Annotated in this window: 10 protein-coding genes; 5 read left to right on the forward strand and 5 right to left on the reverse strand. The window is 48.8% G+C overall.

The window, feature by feature from the left end; genetic code table 11:
- Positions 1 to 135 precede the first annotated feature (135 nt).
- Positions 136 to 600 (reverse strand): hypothetical protein, encoded by a 465-nt coding sequence (locus PN477_RS15695; protein WP_272118864.1) that lies wholly within the window; start codon positions 598 to 600, stop codon positions 136 to 138.
- 182 nt (positions 601 to 782) lie between these two features.
- On the opposite strand from PN477_RS15695, the gene PN477_RS15700 reads away from it, so the two are divergent.
- Both PN477_RS15700 and PN477_RS15705 read left to right on the forward strand, forming a co-directional pair.
- On the forward strand, positions 783 to 1,007 hold the full coding sequence (locus PN477_RS15700; protein WP_272118866.1) for a helix-turn-helix domain-containing protein: 225 nt from the start codon (positions 783 to 785) through the stop codon (positions 1,005 to 1,007).
- A 6-nt stretch (positions 1,008 to 1,013) separates the two neighbouring features.
- On the forward strand, positions 1,014 to 1,613 hold the full coding sequence (locus tag PN477_RS15705) for a PDDEXK family nuclease (RefSeq protein ID WP_272118868.1): 600 nt from the start codon (positions 1,014 to 1,016) through the stop codon (positions 1,611 to 1,613).
- Between the two features lie 9 nt (positions 1,614 to 1,622).
- On the opposite strand, the gene PN477_RS15710 is transcribed toward PN477_RS15705, so the two are convergent.
- The 4 genes from PN477_RS15710 to PN477_RS15725 form a co-directional block, all read right to left on the reverse strand.
- Complete coding sequence (locus PN477_RS15710; protein WP_272147428.1) at positions 1,623 to 2,501, reverse strand: DNA-methyltransferase; 879 nt, start codon at positions 2,499 to 2,501, stop codon at positions 1,623 to 1,625.
- Between the two features lie 53 nt (positions 2,502 to 2,554).
- Positions 2,555 to 3,376 carry a type IIL restriction-modification enzyme MmeI gene (locus PN477_RS15715; RefSeq protein ID WP_272118872.1) on the reverse strand — a complete coding sequence of 274 codons (822 nt, stop codon included), beginning with the start codon at positions 3,374 to 3,376 and terminating at the stop codon, positions 2,555 to 2,557.
- A 124-nt stretch (positions 3,377 to 3,500) separates the two neighbouring features.
- On the reverse strand, positions 3,501 to 5,852 hold the full coding sequence (locus tag PN477_RS15720) for a DUF3769 domain-containing protein (protein ID WP_272118874.1): 2,352 nt from the start codon (positions 5,850 to 5,852) through the stop codon (positions 3,501 to 3,503).
- Positions 5,853 to 6,085: 233 nt separating this feature from the next.
- Positions 6,086 to 6,202, reverse strand: coding sequence for a photosystem II reaction center protein I (locus PN477_RS15725; protein ID WP_272118876.1), 117 nt, complete (start codon positions 6,200 to 6,202; stop codon positions 6,086 to 6,088).
- A 367-nt stretch (positions 6,203 to 6,569) separates the two neighbouring features.
- On the opposite strand from PN477_RS15725, the gene PN477_RS15730 reads away from it, so the two are divergent.
- From PN477_RS15730 to PN477_RS15740, 3 genes are read left to right on the forward strand one after another with little or no spacing between them, the layout of a single operon-like run.
- Entirely contained in the window at positions 6,570 to 8,291 is a 1,722-nt protein-coding gene (locus PN477_RS15730) for a hypothetical protein (RefSeq protein WP_272118878.1), read from the forward strand.
- 20 nt (positions 8,292 to 8,311) lie between these two features.
- Positions 8,312 to 9,691 (forward strand): hypothetical protein, encoded by a 1,380-nt coding sequence (locus PN477_RS15735; protein ID WP_272118880.1) that lies wholly within the window; start codon positions 8,312 to 8,314, stop codon positions 9,689 to 9,691.
- 4 nt (positions 9,692 to 9,695) lie between these two features.
- A complete protein-coding gene (locus PN477_RS15740; protein WP_272118882.1) occupies positions 9,696 to 15,506 on the forward strand; it encodes a DEAD/DEAH box helicase in 5,811 nt (1,936 codons plus the stop codon).
- The last annotated feature ends 149 nt before the right edge of the window (positions 15,507 to 15,655 follow it).

Consider the following 15,655-nt stretch of genomic DNA (forward strand, 5'->3'; position numbering starts at 1 on the left):
CTGTCGTTCTCGAAAAAGGTGGAGAACCACATTGGGGCGATATGGCTGTTCATCCATGAGTACAATCGGGGCATCAGAGAGAAGCTGGCGGAGCAAGATGCCCCTATCTTTTCCTCTAGCCTGCACTAAAATGCACTACCTCTTTTGGGTGATTTTGCCTTTAAATTGGGCGGCGATTTGGTGAATTGTCCAGTTGCCGGGGGTGGTGCGGAGTAGGTCACGGATGGCGGCAAGTTGGGCTTTGGGTTGGGTGGGCCATTTTTGCTGTTCGGCGGGTTCGATGATGGGTTTTTCGGGGGCGAGGATGCCTTCGAGTTCGGTTTGGGTGGCTTGGATTTGGTCGGGGGCTTGGTATTCGGGGCGCAACCATCGAATCAGGCCGTTGCGTTCTTCTTCGGCGCGTTGGGCGTTGAGGGCGACGAGGTTTTCTAGGATTTGTTCGTTGGTGATGGTGTGGGGCCAGCCGTAGGCATCAAGAACAGCGGTATCGAGTTCGTCGTGAATTTGTTTGAGGGTGGAGACGAGGGCGCGGTTATTGTAGTCGCGATCGCTGTCGGTGAATTGTTCGCCTTTGCGGAGTTTTTCGAGGAGGTTATACATTCCGGTGATGGTGATGTCGGGATAGTTCTCCTAGATTTATTCGTAGTGGCGATTGCAATGATTCGCTGAGATTGTGAATGACTTATTTTTATGTTTTGGTTGGGTCAGAAAAGAAATATACACAAAAAATGATACTCATAGTCCGTGGACTAATAAGCCTCATATGAGCATCATTAAACGGTATGAGCAAAGTGAAAGATAAGCGACTTGTTCGCTTAGGATCTAGGATTAGAGAAATACGCAAAGCAAAGGGGTTATCTCAAGAAGTCTTTGCCGATCAATGTAATCTAGACCGGACATATATAGGAGGTGTAGAGCGAGGAGAGCGTAATATCTCTTTCCTGAATCTTTACATTATTTCTTCCAATCTTGGCCTTTCTCTCTCAGAACTACTGATTAATATTTAGCTTGAGATGAAAATAGTTGAGGTTGTTGATGTGATTGAATCAAGTGATATTACAGGCTCTAGCTTATGGAAGAGAGGGTGGAAGGATATTGAAGATTCTATTCATGCAATTGATTGGCCCCATGGTTCGGGAACCTTTTCGCTTAATCCAGAAGGCAAACATGCTAACGGTGTGAAGCCCATCAAAGAACCTGCACTCAATTTATTAAAAGATCGTGGATGGAAAGTAGAAAGTTTGCCTTCTGAACTGTCAGGTGTAAAGATGGGAAATCTAGATGCACTATATAGTTCATCAGAGATAGAAAATATTGGGTTTGAATGGGAAACTGGCAATATTTCGTCGAGTCATAGAGCAATTAATAAGATGCTACATGCACTGTTAAAAGGTGGTCTAATTGCAGGAGTCTTAGTTGTACCATCACAAGCCATGCGAAGGTACATAACTGACCGAGTAGGAAACATTACTGAGTTGCGTGAATATTTCTACGTTTGGTCTCAAGTTTCAATCCGAAAAGGTTTACTGCGTATTGTCGCCGTAGAATATGACCAATTGGATCGAAGTGTTCCGTTGATTCCTAAAGGCACTGACGGAAGGGCTAGAAGGTAAAGTCATGGATTATTCTTCAACATAATCGTAGCTTGAATGTTGATAAACCTCTCTATTCGTAAGTCTTTCAATAATAACTTCACAGCTTTCAATCTCCACACCGACCCAATGCCTATGTTTTGATTCACATACAGAAAAAGTTGTACCAGATCCACCAAACGGATCGAGTACGAGATCGCCCGGATTTGTCGCCATATCAAGAACTCTCGATAATAGTTTAGTTGATAACTGATTACTTTTTCTCTTTTTACTTTTATATTTCCAATGCCGAACTGGAGTGATATCGCTCCATACATCGCTTAAGTTAACACCATTAGGATTCATGGACTTACGATGCCCGCCATAATCTTTTATCTCACCTCCACAGTGTCGGCAAACTTGAATTGGTGTTCGTATTTTCTTGAATGTCTTTGGTCTTTGTCCTTTGGAATAATACAAAAGACTATAGTGAGAGGGATATAGTCTTCCCTGGATTGGCATGCTCATTTTAATATCAATAGCAATCCAATGACGAAAATTCATGTCGAGCTGATCAAGATGATATCCTGCAAAAATATTCCATTTAGGCAAGTTATATATAAATATAGATCCCCCATCTTTCAAGATTCTCACACATTCAGATATCCAAGAATACATCCATGATAAATACTCCGTTTTTGAGCGTTCATCATCAACCTTAGATCCATAAGACTTACCTAAGTTAAATGGAGGATCAGCAAAAATCATATCCACACAACTAGAGTTCATTTTGTAAAGTATATTTAAGCAATCATCTTCAAAAAGAAGACCTTTACTTGTTGTGAAAAGTGGTTGAATTGGCTGACAAAAAATATGCTTGTAATTCCAAGTGACTTCTTGTTTGAAATGTAACGTCATTTGATCATGCATAAAGTTATATAACCAGCAATGAATTGATGCTGATGAGTATCATTCCCTCTCGGTTAATCTGTCAAGTTCATCACCCGCCAAAGCTCCTCAATCTCCGCTTGGAACACATCAGGGTTTGGAATCCAGCGATCGCGCAGCATTGCCGTAAACACCTCCCCCTTCAGCAACTCCACATCCTCCGCGAACATCGTAAAAATGCAGCGCATCAAAAAATTCGCCGACACCGAAGCCCCATGCCCCTGCTGCTCCAACCACCGCGACAACGTCGCCAACTCCGCCGCCACCTCCCGCGTCACCCGCGCCCGATACTTCTCCGGGTTGAGCGATTGCGGGTCAGTGAAAATCTTGACAAACTCATCAAAGATCTTCGGGTCGCTTAGATCCTTCAGGTTGACCCGCCGCCGCGCCCCATAGCTACCATACTCGCCACTAAACCCCTCCCAAATCTCAAAATGGGAGCCAAGATCACAGGTGATCAAAAACGGCGGCATCGACGACAGCATCCGATTGTAGGCATAGGACTTTGCTTGGTTAAACGCCTTCTGCATATTGTCGCGGTAGGTTTTCGTGCCCCGCTTCCCATGCCCCTTTCCCGACTCCGTGCTGCCCTGCTTCGCCTCAATTAAAAAGCAGCCCTCTTTATAGAAGTCCGCAAACCGCGTTGATTCCGCCGTATCGCTGCTGTAAAACTTGATATCCTTATCAAAACAATAGGGATCGCCCGGTACAGACCCCTTCGGCGGCGGCCCCTCCACCCCCAACGCCCCACAAAGATCGCCGAAAAACGTCTGATAATTCGCCCGTTCGTTTCCGGCTGAACCGAGCCACTTGTCTAAAAAGGTCTGAATCCGTTCTTGATCGGTACTGTTCATCATCTGCGACTGGCCGTGATGTTGATCGACTTAACGCACCATGCTACCGTGCTGCCTGATTTGCCTCGGTTAATGTAACGAAACGTGTGGAAAAATCTGGGTAGAAAGAGAACAAATAGACTATCTCTTAAGGATTGGTGATGCCTTGGTTCACCGATCGCACCCCACTGCCGCCGAAGGGTTCGCCGTAGCCACTCCAGTTAAAGTCTCCGATCTTGATCTGAAATGCCCCTAAACCCACAACGGGGTTGAATTGCACCGAAATATTATAGGTGCGGCGGCTGTATTCCAGGCTGTAGTTGGTGCTGATTTCTTGATTGGTGTCGAGGTTGATGGCGGATTGAATTCCGATGCGGAAGGGGCCGTAAATTTGCTGGGTGATGCCAAAGGAGAGGGTTTTGGAATCGGCGATGCGATCGAAGAGGAAGGGGGATTGATTATCAAAAACGGTTTGGCCATAGCCGAGGTTAAAGCCGGTGTAGTCCAACCAGGGGCGGGAAAAATGCCCAAATTGACCTTGGAGGCTGACGCTGCCGCTGATCGACTGTTGGCGATCGCCACTACTATAAAAACTTGACACCGCACTCAGGCCGGTACTCAAGCTCACAAAGGGCTGTACGGGGCGGTTGGTGTAGCGCAAGCCTTCCTCTGGGGTGGGGGGTAAGGTGTTCCCTTGCCAGAGGGTCAAGCCGCGACCGAGAAAGGTGGCAGCTTGATAACGAGTGAGGGTGATCCGGTTATTGCGGCGCACGGGAGCGAGGAGATCGGCGCGATCGCTGTCGGCATTAATGGTTTGCAATCCCCCTTGGTATCGCACCGTCACACCGCTATCACCGAGGACATAGGTGGGGGAGGTAAGGACGAGGCCGAGGCTACTTTGGACGGTTTGGAAACCGAGGGAGCCGTTGAAGAGGCGATCGCGATAGCTGTATTCTGCGGTGAGGCTGTGGGGTTTTTCGATCCAACCGATGAGACGTTGGAGGCGCACACTGGCCCGCAGTTCCGTTTCCACCTTATCAAGATCCAAACTGGTTAAGGCCGCCGAACCCACCAAAGAGGTACGCGGATCAAAACGGGCCGTCAGTTGGCTTTTCACCCCAAAGGAGTCCGGATCGACAAACCCTTCGTCAAACACAGCCCGTTGGACTAAATATTGAGGCGTGACCGTCCAGCGCACTTTTTGCGTCTCCACCAGGGTAAACGACCGTTCAATGAACAGCCCACCGCGATCGCCGTCATCAATGCCGATATTGAATAAACCGGGGCGTTGATCTTCCTGGCGGCGATCGAAAACGAGGCGGCGCTGAAACGTGGGTAATGAGAATTTTTGGTCGAAGAAGATGCGGGAATTCGTCAGCAGCAGTTCATCCACGAGGGGAGAGAGGCGATTGAAGTCGGCTTTTTCGGCGCGAATTTCCAGTTCTGGGGGCGAAAACGGGTCATTGGTGATCCGAATATTGGTCGCTTCCCAGCCTTGGGAGTCAAAATCAACGCGATCGGCTTCAAACCGAAATCGATCCACATTCCCCGTCACCCCCGGAATTGCCCCGATCGCACCGGACGCAGAACCACTCGTTATCCCGGATAAACCCCCGACGGTAAATTCATAGCCTTCGACGGGGACAACATCTTGGATCGGCTGTTGTTGCACGAGGCGATCGCTCAAGGGCCGTTCCGGTAATCCCACCGCCGTTTCGCGGGAAATATCCCAATCCCGGGCCGAGGTGGTTTGATAAATTTCCCCCCGCGCATTGTAGATCACCCCTTCATCTTGCACCAGTTGATACTCGAAATTGTCGCCCCGAAACACCTGCTGCCCGCGACGCATGGCAATGTTGCCATCCCCCACGGCCACCCGATTGGTTAAATTGACCCGGACGCGATCGCCCGTCAACACCCCCCGCGCAAACCGAACAATCACATTTCCCGTCGCCGTCACAATCTGCCGGACTTGGTCATAGTCTTGATGATCCGCGTTGATTTCCACCACATCGAGGGGGTTGGGGGTCAGTTGCGGATCGGCGGGAATGGTGAGTTCCGGCTCTGGTGTCGCTGCGTCGGGATCTGCGTCAGGGTCTCCGTTTGGATCGGTGGTGGGATCAGCCTCAAGCTCCGGATCGGGGGGAGCCTCTGGAGCGGTGATCTCAAATTCGCGCACCGTGCCATCTTGGGTTTGCACCCGGAGTTGGCGGGGCGAAGCGGGGGCGGGGGCAGGGGGGGTAATGCCGACGGACATGGGTTGACCGAGGACATTGGATTGGGTGTGGGGGGTGGAAAATGATTCTAGCGGGACGGCTTTGGGAGTGGCGGCACTGAGGGTAGAGGGGCTAAAGCTGGGCGGGGTAATTTCGGGGGCGGCGGGCTGGATCTGGGTTGCGTGGCCCGTTGCTGCGCTGAATGATCCAATGGGTTCTGTCACCTCTGCGGGCGCAACATGGGGAGATGGGGGAACGTGGGGAGGCACGCTAGGCTGAGGCATAACGATTTGCAGATGACCGAACAGGAAAACGTTTGAAATATTTCATTCGCCAGGGTTCTACGACTTGTGGCGATCGCAAAAGGTTGCTAACCCCTGCTCAGTAATTCCAGCTTTAGAATAAAGGAATCCGGTGCTTTTCCGTAGCCAGGGCCCATTCTGGCACAGAGAAGAACGGGGGCAAAGGTGATTCCCTTGTCCCCGTAATCGATAGCGTGAACACCAAACGCGGTGGTTTATTCCATGTTGTTGCGGCTCGGAGTCCGGGAGGGGTCACCCGATAGGAACCCAAACACAAAGAGACTCACAAAAGATGCCACCACGAGCGAGACAATGATTTTGAGGGTTAGCATGGCTGAATACTCCTAAATAATGATGAGGGCTGCCAGGTGTCACCACCCAGCAAAACGTTAAAAAATGACAACAAATGTAAGCTTATTCTACAGGAAATGGGACTAGCCAGAGTTGCGTTCTAGAGGAATTTGGGGCGATCGCTGATTCAACCTCGTCGGACACTCTAGATCTTAAGGACGGATGAGGTGCGATCGTAGACATCAGTATCCAATGCTTAAATTGCATCAAATCAGCAATGGATCGCTGTTCAGAGATTCCATACTCTCAACCTCTTGACCATGAGGATGCGTTGGAGCTTGATTTTTTTTTCAAAAAAAGGTCATTATGGAACCCAAAGGTTCTACTCTTCATTTGGCAAGTGTGTCGATGGAAACATATCAAGCTTGGAATCATGCCCTCGCGACCTATTTTTTGCAAGGGGTTGCTGATGGTAGTCGTATTTATCTCAGCGTTGATGATTCAGCGTTAGATGCGATCGCGCAGCAGCAGTTTGAGACGGAGCCACTCAATGGATCGTGGCGAGAGGATTTGATCGCAGCAGTGCGTCGGCAGGTGGTAAGGGGCGATCGCCTTGAACTGGAAAATATTCAGGGTCATACGCCTAACTCCACAGTTCCCGACTGCGTGGCTTTTTTAGGCGTTCTCGTTTTAGCTGCCTACGATATGGCCAGCGATGAAGACATTTCTGATACCAACTATTTCCGACGCTTGCGAGCGGTCTTAAAACTGGGTGGTGTTGATGATCCGAGACTCAAAGGGGGGTTTGCTCGTCCTCAAGGACTCAAAGCAGGCAGTACAGAACCACTTTGGAAACGTTGGAATCGATGGTTGCGTGAGCAGGACATGATGCCCTCTGCCTGTGAGGGAGACAGTCGCCGCACGAAGTTTATTCACTACCCAATCTCGCAATGTTTGCTACGTCAGGCTGACCGCGATCGCCTCGATAAGTATTTTTATGAACAGGACTGGACAGTAACTTGGGACGCTCAAACCCTGTTTAGCCGTCTCCGAGAAGATACCAAACAATTCCCGGAATATTTGCGCCAGTTGATTAAGTCAAGTGGTGATCGCTACACTATCCTCTCTGAAGCCATTCACGAAGTTCATCAGCAGTGGTTAGAGGCGGGCTGTCCTGCACCGGAGGAAAGTGGAGCAAGGCGATCGCGCCATCCTAGCCCGAATTTATTTGCAGGACTCTATCGCTCCGAGGAAGATTACGAAGTCGAATATTATCTCTACCCCAAACAAAAGCCCCAACAGAAATGGGAAAACGTACAGGTTAACTATCAGGGTGAGATTAAAACATTAGAGAGCGATCGCCCTGGTTGGTATTCACGCCTTGGTGAACCCCTTCAACCTACGGATTTAGATAATGGTGTGCGTCGTGAAATCACCCAACCCGAACATCTAAAAACCTTGCGACTTCCTGCCCGTGACTTCTGGATTTTAGCCCCTGATCCCGATGAACCCGATACGGGAGTACATGGCACTTGGCACAGTCCAGAACTCGGTCGGCCCTTTATTTTGCTCTGTAAGCAAGCATTACTAGATGACCTCAACCGCTTGCGGGACGAAAATCTCGTGAAATGGTCAGATCAATATGAGCCGTTTGAAGAGGTAGAAACACACTGGCTCGAACTTCATAACTTCCAAGTCCTCTCTCAAACTTGGCAGGGCGTGTTTATTGAAAATTGGGAACTTAAAGATGCCCTCAATCCCAAAGTAAAACTTGCCATCTCCTTATCCGGAGGGCTGCGAACACCCAATCAAAAAGGATGGCTTCAGGGTCATCCGCCGAGCCTGACAGTTTTTGGATTCATGAAGACTGTTCAGATCGAAGTCTTGGAGTTACCCGATGAAGACCGTATTCAGCATTACGAAGCGATCGCAACAAGCCAAGCTCACCCCTTAGAGATCCCCCATGTAGGCAGCTATCTCATCCGTGCGATTCATGGTAATAACGTGGCGGAATGCTTCGTGCGCATCATGAGTTGGGATGCACTACAACTGGGTACACCTGAGTTGACCGAGGCGGTGACATTGCCCAATGCCCGTTTGCTCTGCGGATCTGTTTTGTCTGAAGTCTAACTCGTTGGATTAATTAGGTTATGCCCAACCCAAAACTCAGTCTCAACCGTCGTTTATCACAATCTTCTCTCCAACGTAAAACAAAGATTGAGAGGTGGTATGCCGGATTTCGTTGTGGCGGAAATCCCCAAAAGGTTCTGGAACTCATTACTCGCAAAGTCCACGAATTCGATCTTAGCGGCCTTGTTCCCCTCATTCGTCTGGAAAAGAGAGCGAAGGGGCAATTTTTCTTATTTGTGGCAATTGAAAGCCCATCACCCGGTCAGTTCCCTACAGAGTTTGAAGACTATCTACATCCTCTACCCTGTTTTCGTTCTCCAGCAGTTAAAGATGCAAGCCCTTTTACCTATGAGCAGATCAAGGAAATGGTGGGACCTGCTCATAAGGTCGAAGAATACACCAACCCAATCCCGTTTCAGGAGCCACAGCCAAGGCTAAATCATGATCCTTTCACAAATTTTGAAGTGTTGGAGGAACCACCAATCTCCAACCTACACCTCATCAATCTGCTCGATTGGCTCTCGGCTAAAGGTAATGGTTCTTGGGCAATATTTCAAAGTGTTTGCCAGAGTTTAGAAATACAAGAACCGAGTCGTGTGCTGCGTAAGTTGAAATTACTCGGTCACATCGAGACCTCACCCAACGGTAAAAAATGGTCGATCGCGCCCACCGCTCTCGCTCCTCTCAATCACGACCCTGAAAATGTTGAGTTCTATCTTTGTGGTCAACAAAATGCCTGTTTACGTCAAGAATTGGAGAAATTAGCCGAAGTTAAATTAGAAGGTCAACCCGTGGCGTTTGGGTTGCCTCGGTGGAAGGTGACATGGCGCGATCGCGCCACCTACGACCAACTGGAAAAACTCGGCGAAATCCCCATCCACAAACCAGGCGACATCGCCCAACGCCTTGCCGAATGTCTGCCCACCATCCAAGAATGGCAAGCCAGCCTCCCTGTAGTTGGTGGCATCGTGAAAAGCCAACGGCATTGGCGACAGTATCAACCCGAAAGCCAAGACTTTCAACGTTATGGACTACCTGACCAGACCGGACTCTACGAAATGCGCCGCGAACCTGACCAACCCCATCCTGACCGAACCCTATTTTACGAAGCTGACACCGATATTTGGCGACAAGGTGACTGGTATGGTTTACGTTTTCTAAGCCTTTACCACAGCGAAGAACTTCAAGAATGTGCTTATCGACCGCAACAAAAACAGCTTGCAATCCTAGCAACTGAACGTTGGACTCAACTCTATGAACGTGCTCTTGTTCTTGCCTCTGGCTATCTTCCCAGTTGGCATCAGACTCACGAACAAAACTGGTTGATATACCGAAATATCACACCTGAACTTGCCTACTGGCTCACCGAAAAACTCTCACTGACTTGTCGAGGACTCTAATACTATGCACGATGTTATCGGAGCCTACCAACGCATCGACCACATTTACAAACTCTACATCCGCAGTGCCTTTCCCATGCGTTACCGGGTCTTGGCCGAAGAACGAGAAAAAATTCTCAATCGTGGTCTCCTAGAGCAGCCACCGCGTGGTCTGCTTAGTCAGCCGCCACTGATTGAACCTGTCCCGGTTTACGAGTCTTCAGGTAAAAATCTCGCCCAAGCTGCCCAAGCCTTACCAGGTTATGAAGATCTAGCTCATCTCGGTCAAACTCTGTTCCCGTCAGATTTGCAACTCTACAAACATCAATGGGAAAGCCTTGAAGCAGTTTGTCAAAACCACAAGGATATCGTCGTCACCACAGGCACGGGTTCCGGGAAAACGGAATGTTTTTTGTTACCGCTGTTGGCACAACTAGCTAAAGAATCCAAGACCTGGGATGCTTGCCCACCACCGCCGGGTAATCATCGCTGGTGGGATGAGGGTGTTAACCCTAACAAAAATTTTGTGAGCCAATGGACACACGCCCAGCGTCCCCAAGCGATTCGAGCGTTGGTGTTATATCCACTCAATGCCCTCGTTGAAGATCAGTTACGGCGTTTGCGGCAATCTTTAGAGCATCCAACGATTCACCAATGGCTGGATCAAGATCGAGGCAAAAATCGGATCACGTTTGGGCGATATACCGGACTCACGCCTATTTCTGGAGAACAAAAAGACCACACGATTAAACGTCTAGCGGAAATGCTGGCGGAACAAGAAGAACAGTGGCAGTCGATTCAAGATCTGCAAACGATCGCTCAAAATCCAGACGTTCAGTATTATTTTCCGAGTTTAGATGGCGGTGAAATGCGATCGCGCTGGGATATGCAAGCCACACCGCCGGATATTCTGATCACCAACTACTCCATGCTCAACATCATGATGATGCGGCAGATTGAGCAGGACATTTTCGACAAAACCAAAGAATGGCTAGCTAGCGATCCAGAAAATCAATTTTTCCTCATCGTTGACGAACTCCATTCCTATCGCGGCACACCCGGCACAGAAGTTGCCTATCTATTACGTTTGCTTTACCATCGTTTAGGTTTAACGGCTGACTCACCGCAGTTAAGAATTCTCACCACCACGGCAAGTTTAGATAACTCTACCGACGGGCGACGCTTCCTCAAGGAATTCTTCGGACGCGATAACTTTGCAGATCCCATCAGCCAACCCCAAGTCCAACCCGTAAAAAATGCACGGTTTTGGGTGCAAGACCATCAAGCCGCATTTACTCAATTTGCCCAAACAGTTGAACCTAATCCAATTGAAAAAGACACTCTAACCCAGGCGGATGTATCTGATGCAGCGATACGAGCCTTGGCCCATGAGTTGGGTTGTGTAGATGAGAGCTTAGAGCCGAAAGCCCAGCTTTATAAATCATTAAAACAAATTGGTAATCAAGGTGATGGTGTAGCGGAATCCCTGCGGGATGCCTGCCAAATGGAGAACAATGGCGAAGTCCGGGCGACTTGCATTACCCAAATCGATTCGGTTCTCTTTCCAAATGCTAAACAGAATGGGCAGTTGGTTTCCGATGCACTGCGAGGCTTGTTTATAGCCTTGGGCATTGCTCAGAAAGATGAGAAGTTTTTGCAGCCTGTGCGGGGGCATTTGTTTTTCCATAATCTGGAAAATATTTGGGCCTGTAGCAATCCAGATTGTACAGATGATAATTGCAATCATTCAGACCGCCAAGATCCAGAAACTAAACCGACAATTGGCGCATTGCATGACACTCATAAGCTCACCTGTGGTTGTGGATCTCGGGTTTTAGATTTACTGGTTTGTGAATCGTGTGGGGATGTGTTGCTGGGTGGGTTTAGTAAGCTCCTGAAGCAGGAGATGAGTACGAAGCGCAGAGAAGTATTAACACCGGATCAGCCAGATTTAGAAGGAATTCCTGATCAGGTTGTGTTGACCAAAAAATATGGTAAGTATCGGGTGTTCTGGCCCATTCCTAAAACAGCACGATCTTGGACGGAAACAGAACCCGTTGATCGAGAGTGGACTGCCGATCAAATCAAACGTAAGTGGTCAGCAGCCAAACTCAATTTTGTTACAGGTGTGGTGAGTATTGTTAGCTCAATGGACGCAAAAAAAGGAAAGCTTAATACTAATGAAGTTCCCGGCTGGCTCTATACTATTCCCGATCAGTTAGGGAAAGAAGATAGTAGTTTAGATGCACTGCCCACCAAGTGCCCTCGCTGTGATGTTGACTATAAAGGTCGCCGGATTAAGAGTCCAACGCGATCGCACCGTACAGGCTTTGGTAAGGCGAGTCAGGTTATCGCCAGTGCGTTACTCCGTGAGATGCCACTACCCGAAAATATTGATCAAGGCTCATCACGCAAGTTGGTCATTTTCTCTGATAGTCGCCAGGATGCGGCAAAGTTGGCGACGGGGATGCAACGGGATCATTACCAAGATATGGTGCGATCTTTGCTATTTCAAAACTTAGATAAATCTAGTGAAGACTTAGCTGCATTTCTACGGGTGACTTGTGAAGGGGAGATAGAACAGCTAGACAAGCTGAAGCCCTATCCTCAGCTTTACCAAGATGCTTCTCAACCAGAACGAGATGATGATCTTGAACGAGCCGATCGCTTTGAAGAAACTTACCCTCGAATTACCAGCGCAGGCACCCGCTGGATTGAAGTTAAACGAACACGTAACCAAGACCAGTTAGACGAGTGGTTACGGTTACTGGAAAACTATCCAGGAAAAACTCGAATCTCAACACTGCGCGATAAAGTACATGATGAATTGTTGAAGTGTGGAATTTGTCCAGGTGGTGCATTACCTAAAGCTCTTTTTTATAAAGGTGAGCCCTGGTTTAAGTGCTTTAGCTGGCAAAATATAAAATCCGGTGCAGTTCCTAATCGGAAAGTCAATCTGGGCAAAAATCAAAGCGACTATCTAGAGAGGATAAATGATAATCTCTTTGGAGAAATTATGTATGGTCTTTTCCCTCACCGTGCGCGAACTGTTGAGGGAATTGGCTTGGGTCTGGTATCGACTGAGTGGTTAGGAAAACCTTCGCAAAATGAGCTTGGAGCACTTGATGCAATTATTCGAGAACTCGCTTTACACCATCGATATCTTTACTACGAGTATTTTCGGGGACAAGGAAGCGACACAAACTTACCGGGTTACATCAAGCACTATCTTGAAAAAGTGAATCAAGCAAATCCATTGCTAAACTTAGATCAAGAGCGAATTCGTAATGCTCTTTTCGGCAGTTGTGGGATGCCAGGAAGTGGTAGTTTGGCTCTCAATTCTGACAAACTATACCTTGTTGCTGCCAGTTCAGAAAAGGGATATCGCTGTCCGCAATGTAATGCTTTTTATCTCCATGCTGCAGCAGGTTACTGTCCCTTGTGTAGCGGTGCAAGTAAATCGTCTCCACCTCAAAGGCTCGAATTAACCGATCGCCGTTCTGACTTGGAATATTACGACTACCTGATCAAAAGAGCAGGACAAAGATTTCGGATGAATGCGGAAGAGTTGACCGGCCAGACCGATAAGGGCGATCGCCCCACCCGTCAACGTTGGTTTCAAGACGTTTTCATCCAGAATGAAATCCCCCGCGTGCAAGGCATCGACCTCCTCAGCGTCACCACCACCATGGAAGCCGGGGTTGATATTGGCGCATTACTCGCCGTGATGATGTCCAATATGCCGCCCCGCCGTTTTAACTATCAGCAGCGTGTGGGTCGCGCCGGACGACGATCAACCGGGGTATCGTTAGCAGTGACATTCTGTCGGGGTCGCAGCCACGATGACTACTATTTTCAACGTCTTGATCAAATGACGGGCGATCCACCACCTGCGCCCTATGTAGACCTCCGCCGTCCCGAAATTTTGCAACGGGTGCTAATTAAAGAAGTGCTGCGATTAGCCATGCCAGATGCACGACTCGCAGCTCAATCCGATGGTGAGGCTGTACAAGATGCCAGTCCAGATCAGGTACATGGTGAATTTGGGAATTCTACGGAATGGGCAAGCTATGAACCAAGGGTACAAAATTGGCTCACTGAAACGGCAAATCAAACTGAAGTGACAGCAATTTTTGAGGCCCTGCGAGTACAAAACCAATTTGAGCCTGCGGAATGTGATGCAATTTTGCCTTACATCCATCAAGAACTGCTCCCTGAAATTACTGATATTGCAAACAGTTCCGACTATACCCAAACCAAACTGAGCGAACGTCTCGCCAACGCCGGACTATTACCGATGTTTGGTTTCCCCACCCGGACACGCAACCTCTACACTCGTTGGCCAACTTCAACAGGATCATGGCCGCCAGAAAAAGAAGTGGTCGATCGCAACCTCGATATTGCCCTCGGCCAATTTGCCCCCGGCTCTCAAACGGTTAAAGACAAGCAAGTTCATACGGCTTGTGGGGTCATCAATTTATTTCGCAAGGGTAAACGTTTAAGCTGGAGTTCTGGCTTCACCACACCTTTAGTCGAACAGGGTCAAACTATTCAAGGACGAGCAGTTGGTTTATGTCGTAACTGTCAGGCTGTCGAATTTCCCGGCAGTCTGATTGATCCACCTCGTGGCGGCAAAGCACCTCAAGAGATTGACTGTCCAGTTTGTGGCGCACCCGAACTGCGTCAAATTGATGCCCGTGAACCCACTGGCTTTTTGTCAAACCTTAGCCCAGAAGACTATAAGGGACAGTTTGAATGGCAACCTCGGGCAACTCGCGCCACTTTAAGTTTTGATGCAAAACTTAATGATCCAAAAAAAGAGGTGGTCAGCAATGCAACTGTAAGTCGAGCCAACGATCAAATCATTTCAGTCAATGACAACGGTGGTAATGGAGGGTTTGACTTTTTCGAGAAGGTTGTGATTACTCCAGAAAAAGGGCAGAGCTTTTTAGTTCATGGAGCCTACGCAACCGAAACAAACAGCGATCATGTCAAAACTAGCGGCAAACAATATCGGATCGCGCTCCTTTCCAAACGCAAGACCGACATTTTGCTCCTGAGTGTTAACCGGTGGCCGCAGGGTGTGTTTGCTGACCCGACGACGGTTGAAGGTCGCTCGGCGTGGTATTCACTGGCGTTTTGGCTACGGATTGCGGCGGCGGCGCATTTAGATGTAGACCCCCAGGAACTAGAAGCCGGGTTTCGGGTGATTAAAGACGAGGCAACGGGGCGCGTGGTGGGTCAAGCCTTTTTGTCCGATAGCCTCGACAATGGCGCGGGTTACTGTAGCCATCTGGCTGAACCTGCCCAGTTCTCAAAGCTGCTCGAACAAGCCGACTGGACAAAGCCCAATAGCTTGGCGGCACGGTGGTTGGCCCATGGTTCCGACTGTGACACGTCCTGCAATGGTTGCCTGCGAGACTATGCGAATCAGGCTTATCACGGTTTGCTTGATTGGCGATTGGCTCTGGAGATGGCGCGGATTATTCAAGAGCCGGCGGTTGTGATAGATTTGCAAACGCCTTGGGCGGTAGATGTGCCGAATCCATGGTTACGTTTGGTGGAGGGCACAACTTCATCTACGGGCAAGTTGTTAGAGAGTCTTAAATACAATGCCCCTCAGCAATATGGAAATTTGTGGGGAGCCATCCATAAACGTAAAAAAAGTGGTGATGCGGCTGTTCTAGTGCGTCATCCTCTTTGGGAAAAGCAGAATCCTGAATGGTTAGCAGCACGGGAGCAATTGCATCAGCAAGAGGGCGATCTCTACCCTGTCGATAAAATCCGCCCTCTGAATCCCTTTGCTTTGCTCCGTCGGCCCGGAGAATATGCGTAATGGTGTAGTTGACATCCTCACCGGGCTAAAGCCACGGTGATTCCTAAGCCTCACGGATTAGGTTTCTGTTTCTTCCCATCGCTGGGGTTTCGCAACTGCCTCCACCTCTGGGGTTTTTTGGTCTTAGGTTCGCTCGGCAGACTTTAGGC

Source organism: Spirulina subsalsa CS-330, from assembly GCF_028330765.1.
Taxonomy (GTDB): Bacteria; Cyanobacteriota; Cyanobacteriia; order Cyanobacteriales; family Spirulinaceae; genus Spirulina; species Spirulina subsalsa_A.

What these genes read in the sequence shown, in the direction of transcription:
- PN477_RS15695 (WP_272118864.1), bottom strand. Translation starts at nt 600, where the DNA reads ATGTATAACCTCCTCGAAAAACTCCGCAAAGGCGAACAATTCACCGAC.
- PN477_RS15740 (WP_272118882.1), top strand. Translation starts at nt 9,696, where the DNA reads ATGCACGATGTTATCGGAGCCTACCAACGCATCGACCACATTTACAAA.
- PN477_RS15725 (WP_272118876.1), bottom strand. Translation starts at nt 6,202, where the DNA reads ATGCTAACCCTCAAAATCATTGTCTCGCTCGTGGTGGCATCTTTTGTG.
- PN477_RS15720 (WP_272118874.1), bottom strand. Translation starts at nt 5,852, where the DNA reads ATGCCTCAGCCTAGCGTGCCTCCCCACGTTCCCCCATCTCCCCATGTT.
- PN477_RS15730 (WP_272118878.1), top strand. Translation starts at nt 6,570, where the DNA reads ATGGAAACATATCAAGCTTGGAATCATGCCCTCGCGACCTATTTTTTG.
- PN477_RS15700 (WP_272118866.1), top strand. Translation starts at nt 783, where the DNA reads ATGAGCAAAGTGAAAGATAAGCGACTTGTTCGCTTAGGATCTAGGATT.
- PN477_RS15735 (WP_272118880.1), top strand. Translation starts at nt 8,312, where the DNA reads ATGCCCAACCCAAAACTCAGTCTCAACCGTCGTTTATCACAATCTTCT.
- PN477_RS15710 (WP_272147428.1), bottom strand. Translation starts at nt 2,501, where the DNA reads ATGCATGATCAAATGACGTTACATTTCAAACAAGAAGTCACTTGGAAT.
- PN477_RS15705 (WP_272118868.1), top strand. Translation starts at nt 1,014, where the DNA reads ATGAAAATAGTTGAGGTTGTTGATGTGATTGAATCAAGTGATATTACA.
- PN477_RS15715 (WP_272118872.1), bottom strand. Translation starts at nt 3,376, where the DNA reads ATGATGAACAGTACCGATCAAGAACGGATTCAGACCTTTTTAGACAAG.